The sequence below is a fragment of the Paenibacillus phytohabitans genome, from assembly GCF_013141775.1.
Taxonomy (GTDB): Bacteria; Bacillota; Bacilli; order Paenibacillales; family Paenibacillaceae; genus Paenibacillus_AQ; species Paenibacillus_AQ phytohabitans.
The window spans coordinates 265,950-281,674 of sequence record NZ_WHOB01000020.1 but is presented as its reverse complement, the minus strand read 5'-3'; the positions used below and the strand labels follow the sequence as shown (position 1 = coordinate 281,674).

Here is a 15,725-nt window from a genome sequence, read left to right as displayed (position 1 = left end):
GCAGGGAACGCAAAGGAGAATTACAACCATGACTGACTGGAAAAGCAAAGTGCTGGCGGCGATTGATGCTGAGCAGGATCAGCTGCTGGAGCTGTGCTCACAGCTCATCCGCTTCCCCTCGGAGAATCCGCCGGGAGATTCGCGCGAGATCAGCGCTTTTATCATTGATTATTTGAAGCAGGCCGGCATTGATACAAGTATCCATACGGCAACCGATACGATGCTGAATCTGGTGTCTACACTGGGTACAGGGGCTGAACAGCCGTCCGGCAAAAATCTGATTTTCTGCGGACATACCGATGTCGTTCCTGCCGGAGACCGCTCGCGCTGGGATTTCGATCCGTTCTGCGGCGATATCGTTGACGGCTATCTGCTGGGCAGAGGTGCCTCCGATATGAAAGCCGGCCTGGCCGGGCTGATCTATGTGACAGCGCTGCTGTCCAAGCTCGGCGTTCCGCTCAAAGGCGACTTATCGCTCCTGATCGTGCCGGATGAAGAAACCGGCGGCCATCTGGGAGTGCCTTGGGTGCTGGAACGCGGCTTGATCAGCGGAACGGCAGCGGTTATCGCCGAGCCGTCAGGCCCGCTGAACCCGACGATCGGGCAAAAGGGCAGCTGCTGGTTCGAATTCACCGTCGAAGGCACGCCGGGTCATGGCAGCCTGTCGCCGGTTGTCGGCGACAGCGCGATTGTCAAAGCGGCCAAGGGCATCGAGGCCCTGCAGCGTCTCTGGGATATCAAAGTCGATATTCCCGATGAAGTGAAGGAGATTATCCGCATCTCGCAGGATTATGTGAAGGAGCGCGAACAGGACGGCTCGATCGCCTATCAGGTATTCGATCATGTGACGGTGAATATCGGAACGATCCAGGGCGGAACCAAGGTGAATGTGGTGGCGGACCGCTGTACGATCCAGGTCGATTCCCGTGTACCGTTCGGCGTAGACTACCGCGATGTGCTTGACCGTGCCCGTTCCCTGCTGCTGGAGGCAGGCATTGAGTCTGAGGTGAAAGGCTTCGGCTTCCAGGGCAACGCCAACTGGACCTCGAATGAGGAGCCGGTAGTCAGCGATCTGGTAGAGAGCATCTGTGAAGTCAGCGGGGAAGAAGCTTACGGAGTGCTGCAATGGGCATCCAGTGATGCCCGCCATTTCCGGACGCATAACATTCCTGTACTGCAATACGGCCCGGCCGAGCTGTCAACGATTCATAACTTTAACGAGAAGGCACCGGTCTGGCAGATCATCCAATGTGCGAAAGTATATGCCCTGACGGCACTTAAATATCTGGGTGTGGAAGATACAGAGAACTGATTTACAAACTAAAGAGATCAACGAAAAGCGAAAAGAAACGGAGGGGAAATTTGGAACTGTAGGAGCGATAGCGACCGCCTTTGTCACCGGATTTCCACCGCGAACAGCGGATTGGATAAAGAAATCTGGGGACAACAGCGGCCGAAAGTCCAAATGTTCACCGCAGTGACGACTATGCTTCAAGTTCAAATCTTAAGTTAGAGGAGGGGCAATCATGACAGAACTGCTGGAAGTATCAGGGCTATGCACCGAATTTCAGACAGCGGCCGGAACAATCCGCGCGGTGGACGGCATCAGTCTGTCAGTGCGCAAAGGGGAGACGCTGGGCATTGTCGGCGAATCCGGCTGCGGCAAAAGCATCACTTCACTGTCAATTATGCAGCTTCTGCCCAAGCGGATTAGCCGGATTGCCTCCGGCCACATCAGGTTTGAAGGCAAGGATATGCTGGAGATGTCGATGAAGGAGGTGCGGGGCATCCGGGGCAACCGGATTGCGATGATTTTTCAGGAGCCGATGACCTCACTGAATCCGGTATTTAAGATCGGCCGCCAGATTTCCGAATCTGCACGCTACCATCTGAAGCTGAGCAAGAAGGAGGCGGCGGAGCGGGCGGTGGAGATGCTGCGCAAGGTTGGGATTCCCCGGCCGGAAAAGATCGCGCAGCAGTATGCCCATCAGCTCTCCGGAGGGATGCGCCAGCGGGTGATGATCGCGATGGCGATGGTCTGCAATCCCCAGCTGCTGATCGCCGATGAGCCTACAACGGCACTGGACGTAACCATCCAGGCACAGATTCTTGATCTGATGCGCGAGCTGCAGGAGAAGGAGGGCATGTCCATTCTGATGATCACGCATGATCTTGGCGTAGTCGCCGAGATGTGTGACCGGGTCGTCATTATGTATGCCGGGCAGATCGTGGAGGAGACGGATGTCGCTACCTTGTACAGCAATCCGCTGCATCCGTATACCCGGGGACTGCTGGCTTCCCTGCCCCAGCTTGCGGGTGATGAAGACCGGCTCAGCTCCATCCCGGGCCAGGTGCCGAATCCGGCTAATCTGCCGTCCGGGTGCCGGTTCGCACCGCGCTGTCCGGTGGCTGTAGAGCGATGTAGCGAGAAGCTTCCGGAGCTGCTTGAGGTGCAGCCGGGCCACACATGCCGCTGTATCCTGCAGCAGGAGGGAGTCATATGAGCACAATCCTTGAAGTCCGCAACCTGAAGAAGCATTATCCGATCCGCAAAGGCTTCTTCTCCAAGCAGGTCGGTGCTGTAAAAGCAGTAGACGGCATTACGTTATCCGTCCGGCAGGGGGAGACACTTGCAGTGGTCGGTGAATCCGGCTGCGGCAAATCGACCACCGGCCGGGCCATCCTGCGGCTGATTGAGCCGACGGAAGGCGAGATTATGTTTAACGGTACCGATGTGCGCGCTCTGAATACCGAACAGCTGCGCAGGTTCCGTACCGATATGCAAATGGTGTTCCAGGACCCTTATGCTTCACTCGACCCGCGCTGGACCGTCCAGCGTATACTGGAGGAGCCGCTCCGTACACACGAGTCCGCTCCGGCCAGTGAGCTCAAAAGCCGGGTAGAGCAGCTGATGGAGGTGGTGGGCTTGTCCCCCTATCAAGCCCACCGCTTTCCCCATGAATTCTCCGGCGGCCAGCGGCAGCGGATCGGGATTGCCCGGGCGCTTGCGCTGAATCCGAAGTTCATTGTCTGTGACGAGCCGGTATCTGCACTGGATGTCTCCATCCAGGCCCAGGTGCTGAATCTGATGCAGGATCTGCAGGAGCAATACGGCCTTACCTATATGTTCATTTCCCATGACCTGTCCGTTGTGAAATTTATCAGTGACCGTGTGGCAGTGATGTACCTCGGACGGATCGTTGAGCTGGCACCGACCAAGTCACTGTTCGCGAAGCCGCTGCATCCCTATACGCAGGCACTGATGTCGGCAGTCCCGGTGCCGAATCCGGGAGTGAAGAAGCAGCGGATTGTCCTGACCGGTGACGTTCCGAATCCGGAGACACCCCCGAGCGGCTGCGCCTTCCATCCGCGTTGTCCTTACGCCATGGACCGCTGCAAGAGTGAGGCTCCGGTCCTGCGCGAGCTGGACTCGGGCCATCAGGTTTCCTGCCATTTGTATTAATGCATATAAAGTAAAGTCAAGGGCCATCCGGCAGCGGGTGGCCCTTGCTGTGCGCGGGTGTGTGTCAGACTTTAGCCCTAGTATTGCAAGCCGAAGCAGATTCGGGTGTCATCTAGGAGCAGCGCCTTATTTTATGCGTTGTTCGTCCGTTGTTAAGTGCCGTTCTTTTCAGGAAAATCACTGAAATATTTCATTTAAAATTGAAATAAATCATGAACCAACCTATAATTATAATTAAATAACAACTGAAATGGGAGGAGATGGAAGTGAAACGTGGAAAAACGACGTGAATTATGGATTGATGCGGCCAAGGGCTTCAGTATTATTTTTGTAGTCATGGGCCATTCCGGCGATGCGGCAGCGAATCATTATCTGTCCTGGTTCCGGATGCCGTTGTTCTTCCTGCTTAGCGGGCTGGTGTTTAAACCGGTCGATCCCGGGCGTTATCGGGGCTGGGCCGCAAGACGGACCAAAGGGCTGATGACTCCCTATTTTGCCTACGGCCTCCTGATTGCAGGGGTACTGCTGCTGTTCAGCTTCAATATTAGAGGGTTTGCCGAAAATATAGCGAGGCTGCTCTACGGTGGACTGTCGCTCACCGGTCCTTACGGGGTGTTCTGGTTCATCACCTGCCTGCTGTTTACGCAATTGCTCTTTGGATACATCGTCAGATATTCCCGCCGAACCCAATTTCTTCTGATCACCTCCGCCTACCTGGTCTCCCATTTGATCTCCCTGACCGCGCTTAAAAACTTCAATCTTCCCTGGAACATCGATGTTGCACTGCTTGCTGTTACGTATTATGCGATCGGGTTCAATGGCAAACAAGCCATACCTGCGCTAATCAGCCGCTATTCGGCCTTGCTGGTACTGCTGCCTTTGTCTGCACTTGTGCTGCTGCTGGAACGGACTGGCGTCATTCATTACAGTCTGAATATGAAATACAAAGAGTATGAGTCGCTGCTGCTGGATCTGGCGGTTCCGCTGCTGATTTCTTTGACGATCTGCGCGGCGGTCTACCAGCTTGCAAGACTGCTTCCGCTAGGCTGGATGGGCAGCCTTGGACGGAATACCATTACCATTATGTATTTGCATCTGCCTTTGAATTACAGCCTTAAATATCTGCTTGGTGCGGATTACGGGCTGGTACCCTTCACTTTGATTGGGGTCATTGTGCCGCTGCTTGCCGCCAAGTGGGCTGTGCGTTACCCGGTATTATCGAGATTCTATCTGGGAAAAGCAGGTGTTCCTCCGGCTAAGCGGACAGGCAAGGCAGCATCTGTCTCTAGTAACGGGTGAATCTGCCGGATAAATAGGCAATGGTTCTAATAGAAGTGCACAAGCTCTTTTTCATAATGTTCATATACTTTAATAGAACATGAAAAGGAGTGATACAGCATGGTCAAAACGCTTTTGGACTATAATGCATCCGTAGTTACACCTATTACTAACGGGGTCGCCATTCCGGTCCCCATCTCCCCGGCTGGCGTGCAGATTGCCGGAACATCGGTATATATTGATCCCGCAGTTCCAGCCCATTTCCCGAACAAAGTAGAGCTCAAAGCAACGATCGGTGTAAATGTTACGCTGGATACCCCGAATATCCTGGTGCGCATCTGGCGTGCAGGCCACGAAATCTTTTATGCACGGGCAGAGTACGAGGATTTCTTCAATGACGACGGCATTATCTCGCTGCATATGGTAGATATCAATGCACCGGCTGGTGTCCAGAACTATCAGCTGATTGTGGAGAATCAGGATGCCAACTCAGCTGCTGTTGTGGTTGGACCTGTCATTTTCAGCGCAATGGCCATCGGAGGCTAACTTTCATAGGGCAATTAAGAGGGGCTTCTCTCAAGTATCTGCGAGGATACCGGGAGAAGCTTCTTTTTTTGTGCGTAAAATGGAATAATTTCCTGCCTTTTTGACGAAACTGGAACACAGTACCTGTGAAATGAAGGTTAATGTTCAGGAGGGGAACCATTGTGAGAAAAATTCGTTATGTAACGCTTGCGCTGTGCATCGCTGTTTCGGTTCTGGGAGGGGCTTCCGGCGCTTTTGCCGAAGAAAAAGCCAAAGGTACTGCCAATACCGGCAATACCGGAAGTACTGCGGCCGCTGACCTCGCACCGGGGGCACGCTCTGCCATTCTCATGGATGCCAGTACAGGCACGATCATCTACGAGAAGAACAGCCATGACAAGCTGCCGCCGGCCAGTATTACCAAAATTATGACCATGCTGCTGACCGTGGAGGCGCTGGATGAAGGCAGGCTGCAGCTGACCGACAAAGTGCGGACCAGTGAGTATGCTGCATCGATGGGCGGTTCACAGATTTTTCTGGAGCCGGGTGAGGAAATGACGGTGGATGAAATGCTGAAAGGCATCGCGATGGCTTCCGGCAATGACGCTTCTGTAGCTATGGCGGAGAAAATCGCCGGCTCGGAGAGCGCTTTTGTCGATCTGATGAACCAGAAAGCCGAAGCCTTGGGCCTGAAAGATACCCACTTTGCCAACTGCAATGGACTGCCGGCTGCGAATCATTATTCATCCGCGCATGACATCGCCGTAATCAGCCAGGAGCTGCTGAAGCATGAGCGGATTATTAAGTACACCGGCTCCTATCAGGATTACCTGCGCAAGGATTCGGCCAAGCCGTTCTGGCTGGTCAATACGAACAAGCTGGTGCGTTTCTATACAGGCGCTGACGGCCTGAAGACGGGGTATACGGCTGAAGCGAAGTTCTGCCTGTCCGCAACCGCGGCCAGAGACGGACTGCGCGCTGTCGCGGTTGTACTGGGTGAGCCGAACACCAAAACACGCAACAGCGAAGTGTCGGCGATGTTCGATTACCTCTTTTCCCAATATAAGCTGCATACGATTCACAAGGCGGGGGACCCCATCGGCACAGTGAAGATTGAGAAGGGCGTGAAGACGGAGCTGCCGCTGACGGCGAAGGAAACTTACAGTGTATTACTCAAAAAAGGAATTACCCAGGAGGGTATCCGGCATGAGCTGGTACTGGAAGAACACTTGAAGGCTCCTGTGGCCGCAGATCAGACTGTCGGCAAGCTGGTCGTATACCAGGGGACTGACGTGCTGAAGGAATATGAGCTGAAAGCAGGCGAAGCTGTAGCCAAGGCAGGCTGGTGGAAGCTGTTCAAGCGTACAACGGGGTCGCTTTTTACGATTGATTAGAGCTAGCGATTAATTTCTTGTATTTTGTAGATTAGTCCCATGCTTTATGTAAGTTCTTAGGGGTTTTCTTCTAGTTTTGTCGTGAGGCAGGAATCCTCAATTGCGGTGTAGAAAACCTTGTCCTTGTAGGGGAAAGAAAGTAGTTACAGGGCGGTTGTCCAAGCAACGAAGAGGAGAGTGGCAAGGATGAATTCTCATGTGGAGATGGAGCATCACCGGGGTGTACTGATTGTCCGTTTGTCTGGCGAACTGGATCATCACGCAGCCGATTATGTACGTATGGATATGGATGAAGCGATTATGCGGGGACAGGTGGAGCATCTGATTCTCAGCCTGAAGGAGCTGCAGTTCATGGATAGCTCAGGGCTCGGAGTCATTCTGGGAAGGTACAAGCTGATCCGCAGCAAGGGCGGCAAGATGGCAGTCTGCGATGCCACTGCACCCGTGAAGCGCCTGCTGGAAATGTCGGGCCTGTTCAAGATCATGCCCCTATATGACAACGAGAGCGCTGCACTCTCGGATTTGGAGGTTGCGTTATGACAAATAGTGAAGCCCGTAACTTCATGAGCGTCCAGTTTGCCGCACTGTCGGAGAATGAATCATTCGCACGTGTGGTAGTGGCGGCTTTTGTCTCCAGGCTCGATCCGACCATGGAGGAGCTGAATGACCTGAAGACGGTTGTGTCGGAGGCGGTCACCAACTGCATTATCCACGGGTACGACAGTGATCCTGCAGGTCTTGTCAGCATCTCCGCTTCCATTGATGTTGAGACGGTGCATTTGACGATTGAAGATCAGGGTAGAGGTATTGAGGATTTGGAGCTGGCCCAGCAGCCGCTGTATACCTCCAAGCCGGAGCTGGAGCGGTCGGGCATGGGTTTTACCATTATGGAGAATTTCATGGATGAATTCGAAGTTACCAGTGAACCGGGACGCGGCACATCCATTTCAATGAAGAAAACCATCGTCTCGAAAAAAGCTTTATACAATTAGGGGTTGGAGCCATGGATGCAGAGTCAAAAAAAGCTCCGCCGACCTATTTGGACGATGCGGAGGTCAAACGTCTAATCGCGCTCAGTCAAGCCGGGGATAATACGGCCCGCGACACGCTGGTCAATTGCAATATCCGCCTCGTCTGGTCGGTGGTGCAGCGGTTTATGAACCGTGGATATGAACCGGATGATTTGTTCCAGATCGGCTGTATCGGACTGCTGAAGTCCGTTGATAAATTCGACCTCAGCTATGAGGTCAAGTTCTCCACCTATGCGGTGCCGATGATTATCGGCGAGATTCAGCGGTTCCTCCGCGATGACGGCACACTCAAGGTCAGCCGTTCACTCAAGGAAATGGCCAATAAGGTGCGTAAGATGAAGGATGAAATGTCCAAAACGCTCGACCGCCTGCCGACCATCGGCGAAGTGGCGGAGGCGCTGGGCGTGACGCCCGAAGAAATCGTCTTCGCCCAGGAAGCCAACAAGCCGCCGACTTCGATCCACGAGACGGTCTTCGAGAACGACGGCGATCCGATCACCCTGATCGACCAGATCGCCGACGAGTCGCAGGAGCGCTGGTTCGACAAGCTTGCCTTGAATGAGGCCATCGGCGCCTTAACCGAGCGCGAGCGCCTGATTGTCTACCTGCGCTACTACCGCGACCAGACCCAGTCCGAAGTCGCCAGCCGCCTCGGCATTTCGCAGGTTCAGGTGTCGAGGCTGGAGAAGAAGATTCTCGCGAACATCCGCGAGCAGATCGCGCAGTAGGCCGGACTCAAGGGTTCAGCAGCGATGCAGCAGTCAAACAGCCCCGCCGTTGGCGTTAACCGCCAGGATGGCCGGACTGGCAGTACAGTTGAGCATGAATCAGGTATGAGGATGTACAGTGACGGGTGCAGGACGGCCGCCTCGGGAGGGGCGGCTTTTTGCTGCGGACGGGACTGAACAAGACAATGGAACCGCCGCCGCTAATGTTGCCATTGTAGCACCGCCACCGCTACGTTCGCCTTTGCCCACCGCCACCGCCACCGCCAGTCATTCTCGCCGGATGATGGATCACATATAACCTTCGCAGTATTATGTTGGCAGCGTTACATATGATAAACTCGTAATCATATATGTTTTTGACGCCAAAGCGGCATTTTAGTGAGGAGGTCTGATATGGATTATTCGAAGCTCAGCAAAGAGGTTTCATATGCACTGCGTCACGCGCCATGGGAGTATGAACTGGAATTAGATGATGAGGGCTTTGTAGAGATGGAGCAGCTATTAAATGCATTGCACCTTGAGCAACAATGGAATTCAGTAACTGCAGATGATGTGGCTAAGATGATAGAGGGTTCGGCTAAACAGCGGCATGAGATTGTGGAGGGCAAAATAAGGGCGCTATATGGGCACTCTGTGCCTCAAAAGATAATTAAGCAGAATGAAACCCCACCCCCCGTTCTGTACCATGGGACAGCCAGGCAATGGGTGGAGACGATTCTGGCTGATGGGCTTAAACCAATGAAGAGACAGTATGTTCATTTCTCGGTGGATACGGAAACAGCAAAGCTGGTTGGAGGCCGGAAAGATTCCAATCCTGTGATCTTAACAATCGACGCCGGGAAGGCAGCGGACGAAGGGATCAAGTTTTATCACGGCAATCATAATATCTGGCTAGCGGACTACATTCCGCCTGAATTCATTGATAGTTGTAGAATGTACAATTAAAAACAGCGAAAAGGGATACCTGCATCAAATAACTGTAATCTGTACAACTAAATCTGCCCGAATAGGTGATAAGCAATCTACACAGGCAGTTTAATTGTACGAAATACAACTAAACGAAGAATCGGTTGTAAATCAGACAATTTAGTTGTACAGAGTGCAATTAAGTAAGCATATACCATACTCCCAACTCCCAGGCATATACCGTAATTGGGTCACTGCAAACCATCGGGCAAGCGATTTACTACTCCCAACAACAAAAACGCCCCAGCCAGCCTGTTCACGGCTCGCGGGACGCTTTTATCTTTTAACAAGTGTTCATAATATCTCTGCCTAAGGCGCTACAATCACACCTGTGGAAATCATATAATTCCCTGGTGCAAAATAGTTCGCGGCATCGTCCCCAGATAGAGTGTAGACTACGGTGATGATTTTGCCGCTGCCCACAGTAGCGTCGCTATAGGCAGCCGTTGCGCTGACCGTTACATCATCTCCCGGAAGGACTCCAATCAGAGTGCCTGGAGTGACTTGCGCTGATAGCGTTCCGTCATAGAGCTTGGACTCTGTGATGACTGGTGGGGTAATGTCTAACTGCAAGGCGGTGATGATTCCCGTGCTTATGGTATAGTCGACAGGCGGATAGTAGTTGCCTGCGTCTATACCTGTTAAGGTGTATGAAATGGTGATGATTTTGTTTACACCTACGCTGGTATTGTCGTACGTCCCGAAAGCATGCACGGTCACATCATCCCCGTCGAAAATTCCGGTCACAGCACCAGCAACCACTAGCGCCGCAGTAGTTCCATCATAGACTCTGGAGCGTGTAATCTGATCCCGGTCAATTTCACCTGTGTTCACGATATAGTTCGCAGGTGCAATATAATTTCCGGCATCAGCACCGCTAAGTGTATAGACTACAGTTATAGTTTTGTTCGTACCTACTGCAGAGGTATCATAATTGGCAACGGCGCTCACACTGACATCATCCCCGGGGATTACTCCAATGAGCTGACCAGGGGTCACAGCTGCGGTGGTTGTTCCGTCCTTGAACTTCGCCAAGGTCAGATCCGGGGCCCCGAGAGTCAATTGATTCAGCGAGATAATTCCCGTATGGACGGTGTATGGGGCTGGAGCAATATAGCTGGCTGACTGGGCTCCGCTTATGGTATAGACAACAGTTATAGTCTTGTTAACCCCTAGCGCCGCGCTGTTGTAAGAAGCGGAGGCATGCACTTCTACTACGTCACCGCTTAGCACGCCGGTCAGCGGACCTGCGGTTACTGCTGCTGTGGCGGTGCCATCATAGGTTTTGGACTCCGTAAGGGAGACTGGGAGACCTATAGTCAGCTCAATGGCTTTAACCTCAATAGTGCCTGAAGGAACCGAAATATTGCCGGCGCCATCTACAGCATACACGACATAATTATCCGCTGGCAGACCCTGCGTGTTCAGTGAGGAGTAGACAGAGGCGCTTACCGCCAGCTTGGTCCCGTGCGCAGCTTGGACGGAAGCTTCCAGACCCGCCGGGGTCACTGCTACAGTGGAAGGAACCAGATACAAATAACCCGCTTCGTTACTTGTCCCGTATACATTCTCTCCTACAGTAACCGCTCCAAGAGTTACACCCGTAAGGATCGGGGCTGTCGTATCTGCCGGATCGGGAGTCGCAGCCGGAGTCGCTGTAGGTTCTGGTGTTACTGTAGCTTCCGGTTCTGGCGCTGCTGTAGGTGTGGAGACAGGTTCAGGTGTGGCTGTTGGAACGGAAGGAATATCGGGGTTCCGGACAGGTGAAGGTGTAGCAGTCGGTGAAGCGGTTGGACTGGCTGCCGGTGAGACAGTTGCCGAAGGGGTGACCGTGCCGGTATTATCCGGTGTACTGGCCGGAGCAGTCTCAATGGCCTTGGTCCGTGTTAAGGACACTACTGCTTCCGCGCGTGTAATATCCCTGCCGGGCTTGAAGCTGTTATCTTCGGAATACCCTTTCATGATTCCTGCAGAGGCTACTGCATTTACCGAGCCGAGAGCCCAGGCGGCAATATCCTTGGAATCGCTGAAAAGAGCGCTGGTCCGGGCTGCATCCAGCTTCAATAACCGGTTGATAATCACTGCGGCTTCCTGTCTGCTGATGGTCTTGCCTGTACCGATTGTGCCATCTGAATACCCGTTGATATATCCGGCTTTGACTGCTTTGGCAACCTCAGCGTAGGCCCAGTTGCTTGAAGACAGATCCGTATAAGAGACAGCCGCCGTTTCAGTGAATCCAAACGCTCGATTAATCAGCGCCATGAATTCGGTTCTTTTCAGACTGTTATCCGGCTTGAAGCTGCCGTCGGCGTATCCCTGAATGAACCCTTTTTCAACCCAGTCCGTCACTTCGTTCTGAGCCCAGTGGCCTGTGATGCCTGTTAATGAAGGTGCTGCCGCGCCAAAAGCGGTTCCAGCCGAAGAAGAATAAAGTGCGGTAACTATCATTAGTGTGGAGAGAAAAAGCCTGCCGGGTTTAAGGTTCAATGTTATGCCTCCTGAAATTTGTATTGTCTCCAATGAATAGGCGAGTGTGATCGCTTGAATATCCTCCCGGCCTCCAAGATTTGCTAAATGAAATAATAGTATCACACATTGTTAAAAATTAATTAGAATAAAATTAATTTGTATAAATTTAATTTATCAAAATATAAACCTGACACTGGTCAATAAACTATAAGCGTGTAGCATAGATAGGCTAACCCGGATCTTGAACAATATTTTGTAACCTTTTCCCCGCGGTATGGCACTTATCCTTAGAACAGATGAAAATACAGAAATGAGGTTCGCAGGCCTATGCTGCAGTGGATTGAAGAAGCACAGAAGGGGGACGCCGGAGCTTTCAGGCAGCTGACAGAGCATGTCCGGGGGATGGCTTACGTAGTGTCTTACAATATGCTGGGAGATGTTCAGCTGGCGGAAGACGCGGTACAGGAGGCCCTCATCGAGGCATATATGAACCTTGGGAGTCTGCAGGAGCCGGCGGCGTTTCCGGGCTGGTTCAGAACCATTGTGGTCAGGCAGTGCCACCGGCTGCTGCGGCGCAGGCACCAAACACTGCTGCCTCTAGAGGCTGCAGAGCATGTCGCCGTGTCTTCTCCGGGCGTTGAGGAAATTGCCGAACGCAGAGAATGGGCACAGGTGCTGCATAGCTCGGTGGCACAATTGTCCGCCAGCCTGCGGGTACCGCTGCAGCTGTTCTACTTTTATGGCTATTCGCTTCAGGAGATTTCCGTTTATTTGGGCATTCCGGCCGGAACGCTGAAGAAAAGGCTGTATGACGGCAGACGCAAGCTGAAGGGGGCTTTTCCCGTGGCTGATCTTGCGGCCGCATTGAATCTGTTACAAGAGGGAGGACAGCGTATGCTGCATATTGTGAACGGTGATTTCGTTGGAGATAAGCTGAAGCAGGGGATTGTCCAAGGGGATGTGCTCATATGGAGAGAAATCTACACGGCGGGGCCGATATTCATTGATCCGTCGTCAGAGCAGAAACGGCAGCTGCGGGCAGAGGTTCTGCAGGCTACACTGGGAATTCCAGCAGAAGAATATATGAAGGGCTGTGAGGAGCAGGAACGCATGCTCAGCGGATTCCACAAGTATGATGAAGTGGTGCTGTGGTTTGAGCATGATCTGTTTGACCAGAGTATGCTGGCCTATCTGCTGCACTGGTTCAGCAACCGGAAGCTGGGCAGCACGAAGCTGAGTCTGCTCTGCATCGGGGAATTTCCCGGAATTGAGCTGTTCCATGGCCTGGGCCAGCTTACGGCAGAACAGCTTCAGACCTTGTCCGGAACCTGGCAGAATATCGGCACGGAGGAGCTGCAGCTTGGGAGCAGGCTATGGCAGGCATATGCATCTCCAGATCCCCGGCAACTGGCGCAGACCCTGGAGGAGAGTAAGCCCGAACTGTCCAAATCCGCGTTTTCTTTTGCCTATGATGCCTTCAAGCTTCATCTCTCGCGTCTGCCTTCAGTTTATAACGGTCTTGGTATTGTCGAACAGACAACGCTTGAGGCTGCGGCTGGCGGGGCAGATACGCCTCTGAAGCTGTTCCGTCAAGTTACAGATGCACTGCACCGGCTGGGAATGGGAGATGTGGAATACTGGAAGGTTCTTCGCACACTGACGGCTGGAGAGCATCCTCTGCTTATTATTGAGGGTACGGCAGAAATGACAGATTACAGAGAAGTACCGGAATTCCTGAAGCGTACAGTTATACTATCAGAGCTGGGAGAGCGGGTATTGGCCGGAACAGCGGATAGAGTGAGCGTGCAAGGTGTAGATGAATGGTACGGCGGGCTGCATCTGCAGGGGTATGAGGTGCCTTGGCGCTGGGACAGCGCTGCTGAATTACCGGTGCAGGTCGGAACGTAATACAGAGCAATAGTATCGGATGAAGAGGTTTCCCGGCAGAGCGGGCTAACCTCTTTTTTCTGCAGGCCGCTGTCCTCATAACCGCTTACAACTGGTTTTCAGCAGCCGGTCCGTGCGGTAATCCGGTTTTATCAGTATAATTAATATTCTGAGTGTAAGGTATCTTATGAAAAGAAGAGGAGGGAACGAGTATCAGAACTTTAGTGATCAGTGACATTCATGGATGCGTGGAGGAATTCAACCTGCTGCTCCGCAGAGCCAGCTATATCCCCTCCGAAGACCAGTTAATTCTGCTTGGTGATTATGTGGACCGGGGGCCGGACAGCAGGGCGGTGGTTGAGCAGGTGAAACGTCTTGCGGAAGAGTACGGTGTTGTCGTGCTGCGGGGCAATCATGATCAGATGGCGTGTGATGCGCTCGCGGGTGAGGATGACAAACGCGATACGCACTGGATTACGAACGGCGGATTTCTTACCTTGCTGAGCTATTGCGGAGGGAATGATTCTGTCCTGCTGCGCCCGGATTCAGGCTGGAAGGAGTATGCGCAGATGAAGGAATATATGCGGCGCGAGTATCAGGAGCATCTGGATTTCCTGAGTACACTGCCTTTCTATTATGAAACGGACACTCATGTATTCGTCCACGCAGGAATTGATCCTTCCCTTGCCGACTGGACAAGCCAGCGGGAGTATGATTTCATCTGGATCCGCGAGCCGTTCTACAATCATCCGGTAACCTCTACCGTGAAGACGGTCGTATTCGGCCATACCTCCACGGTAGATTTACAGGACGGGGCAGGAGTCTGGTTCAGTCCGCACGGAGACAAGATTGGCATCGACGGCGGCTGTGTATATGGAGAGCAGCTGAACTGCCTGGAGATTAATGAAGACGGGTACAAGACCTATTCAGTCCGGCTTGGCGAAAAGGAATAACTGCAGCCCCGATTACCAGCCCAGCTGCTGATCCCGGATCTCCTGGTCCCACAGCTCCTTCAGCTTCACCACATGCTCCGGTGGCATCACCTCGCGGCTTGCGGATATATTCTCGGCCAGCTGTGCGCTGCTGCGTACTCCGGGAATAACGGTGGTGACCTCCGGATGAGCAAGGATGAAGCGCAGGGCAGCCATAGTCATGGTCGTCTCTTCGTCCGTTATGAACCGGATGCGATCCACCAGGGCGGCGCGTTTTGCGATCACCTCCGGCGACCAGCGGCTTCTTACCCCTTCAAAGGTGCTGCTGCTGTCATATTTGCCGGAGAGCCAGCCCGAGTCCAGAGGGACCTTGACGATGATCGCTATGTTTTTCTCATGGGCCAGCCCGAAAGCTTCCGCCGTTTCCTGGTAAAAGATATTGAACATCACCTCCATAACGCCGATATCCGTATGGCGGATGACCTCCAGCATTTCCGGCACGGAATCGACCGAAACCCCGTAAGAGAGAATCTTTCCTTCGGCTTTTAGCTTGTCCAGTTCGTCGTACTGGCCGTATTTCCCGTCCAGCAGCTCAAAAGGCGGATTATGAATCAGCACGGAATCCACATAATCCGTCCGCAGACGCTGTAAGCTGCCTTCGACGGAGGAACGGATGTGGCCCGCATCAAAGCTGGTGCTGCCATCCGCCCCGTGGCCGAATTTGGTGTTGATCACAGCGCTGGCGCGTCTGCCGGATAAGGCGGTCCCAAGCAGGGTTTCACTGGCACCGCCCCCGTAACCCGGGGCAGTATCGAAGAAATTCATCCCGCGCTCCAGCGCTTCATGCACCAGAGAGACCGCTGCACGATCCTCCATGGCTTCCCAATCCTGCTTATTCCCAAGCTGCCAGGCACCGAAGCCAATCTCCGATACAGTCTTTCCCGTATTGCCGTATCTTCTTCTATTCAAGCGTATCCACTCCCGTAAGGTTAGTATGAAAACCTGCTCTTAATTGGTTATAATTGGAACATATACATCGTATTGTAGAACCT

General features: G+C 53.0%; 14 protein-coding genes. 12 read left to right on the top strand and 2 right to left on the bottom strand.

What is annotated here, in order from left to right; all coding sequences use genetic code 11:
* Window positions 1–28: 28 nt before the first annotated feature.
* The 10 genes from GC101_RS07610 to GC101_RS07565 all read left to right on the top strand — a co-directional run bounded on the left by GC101_RS07610 (window position 29) and on the right by GC101_RS07565 (window position 9,364).
* Window positions 29–1,312 (top strand): M20 family metallopeptidase, encoded by a 1,284-nt coding sequence (locus GC101_RS07610; RefSeq protein WP_171716736.1) that lies wholly within the window; start codon window positions 29–31, stop codon window positions 1,310–1,312.
* Window positions 1,313–1,526: 214 nt separating this feature from the next.
* Window positions 1,527–2,504 carry an ABC transporter ATP-binding protein gene (locus GC101_RS07605; RefSeq protein ID WP_042215690.1) on the top strand — a complete coding sequence of 326 codons (978 nt, stop codon included), beginning with the start codon at window positions 1,527–1,529 and terminating at the stop codon, window positions 2,502–2,504.
* Complete coding sequence (locus tag GC101_RS07600) at window positions 2,501–3,463, top strand: ABC transporter ATP-binding protein (protein WP_171716735.1); 963 nt, start codon at window positions 2,501–2,503, stop codon at window positions 3,461–3,463. Before GC101_RS07605 ends, GC101_RS07600 begins: the two co-directional genes overlap by 4 nt.
* Window positions 3,464–3,736: 273 nt before the next feature.
* The gene (locus GC101_RS07595; protein WP_171716734.1) at window positions 3,737–4,762 is read left to right on the top strand and encodes an acyltransferase family protein; all 1,026 of its coding nucleotides are present in this window, start codon (window positions 3,737–3,739) and stop codon (window positions 4,760–4,762) included.
* Between the two features lie 99 nt (window positions 4,763–4,861).
* On the top strand, window positions 4,862–5,287 hold the full coding sequence (locus GC101_RS07590) for a hypothetical protein (protein ID WP_171716733.1): 426 nt from the start codon (window positions 4,862–4,864) through the stop codon (window positions 5,285–5,287).
* Window positions 5,288–5,427: 140 nt separating this feature from the next.
* Entirely contained in the window at window positions 5,428–6,660 is a 1,233-nt protein-coding gene (locus GC101_RS07585) for a D-alanyl-D-alanine carboxypeptidase family protein (protein WP_216626493.1), read from the top strand.
* Window positions 6,661–6,846: 186 nt separating this feature from the next.
* On the top strand, window positions 6,847–7,200 hold the full coding sequence (gene spoIIAA, locus GC101_RS07580; RefSeq protein WP_042138682.1) for an anti-sigma F factor antagonist: 354 nt from the start codon (window positions 6,847–6,849) through the stop codon (window positions 7,198–7,200).
* On the top strand, window positions 7,197–7,652 hold the full coding sequence (gene spoIIAB / locus GC101_RS07575) for an anti-sigma F factor (RefSeq protein WP_171716731.1): 456 nt from the start codon (window positions 7,197–7,199) through the stop codon (window positions 7,650–7,652). Before spoIIAA ends, spoIIAB begins: the two co-directional genes overlap by 4 nt.
* Before the next feature lie 11 nt (window positions 7,653–7,663).
* Window positions 7,664–8,419 (top strand): RNA polymerase sporulation sigma factor SigF, encoded by a 756-nt coding sequence (sigF, locus tag GC101_RS07570; protein WP_039300284.1) that lies wholly within the window; start codon window positions 7,664–7,666, stop codon window positions 8,417–8,419.
* Window positions 8,420–8,812: 393 nt separating this feature from the next.
* Window positions 8,813–9,364, top strand: a complete 552-nt coding sequence (locus GC101_RS07565; RefSeq protein WP_171716730.1) for an RNA 2'-phosphotransferase — start codon at window positions 8,813–8,815, stop codon at window positions 9,362–9,364.
* 330 nt (window positions 9,365–9,694) lie between these two features.
* On the opposite strand, the gene GC101_RS07560 is transcribed toward GC101_RS07565, so the two are convergent.
* Window positions 9,695–11,872, bottom strand: coding sequence for a YDG domain-containing protein (locus tag GC101_RS07560; RefSeq protein ID WP_171716729.1), 2,178 nt, complete (start codon window positions 11,870–11,872; stop codon window positions 9,695–9,697).
* A 309-nt stretch (window positions 11,873–12,181) separates the two neighbouring features.
* Between GC101_RS07560 and GC101_RS07555 the strand changes: the two genes are divergently transcribed.
* Together GC101_RS07555 and GC101_RS07550 are read left to right on the top strand one after the other, a co-directional pair.
* A complete protein-coding gene (locus GC101_RS07555; RefSeq protein WP_171716728.1) occupies window positions 12,182–13,762 on the top strand; it encodes a sigma-70 family RNA polymerase sigma factor in 1,581 nt (526 codons plus the stop codon).
* Between the two features lie 203 nt (window positions 13,763–13,965).
* Window positions 13,966–14,694 (top strand): metallophosphoesterase family protein, encoded by a 729-nt coding sequence (locus GC101_RS07550; protein ID WP_343049622.1) that lies wholly within the window; start codon window positions 13,966–13,968, stop codon window positions 14,692–14,694.
* Window positions 14,695–14,706: 12 nt separating this feature from the next.
* Here the strand turns inward: GC101_RS07550 and GC101_RS07545 are convergent, their stop codons facing one another.
* Window positions 14,707–15,642: an aldo/keto reductase gene (locus tag GC101_RS07545; protein WP_171716727.1), complete on the bottom strand. Its 936-nt coding sequence runs from the start codon at window positions 15,640–15,642 to the stop codon at window positions 14,707–14,709.
* Window positions 15,643–15,725 lie beyond the last annotated feature (83 nt).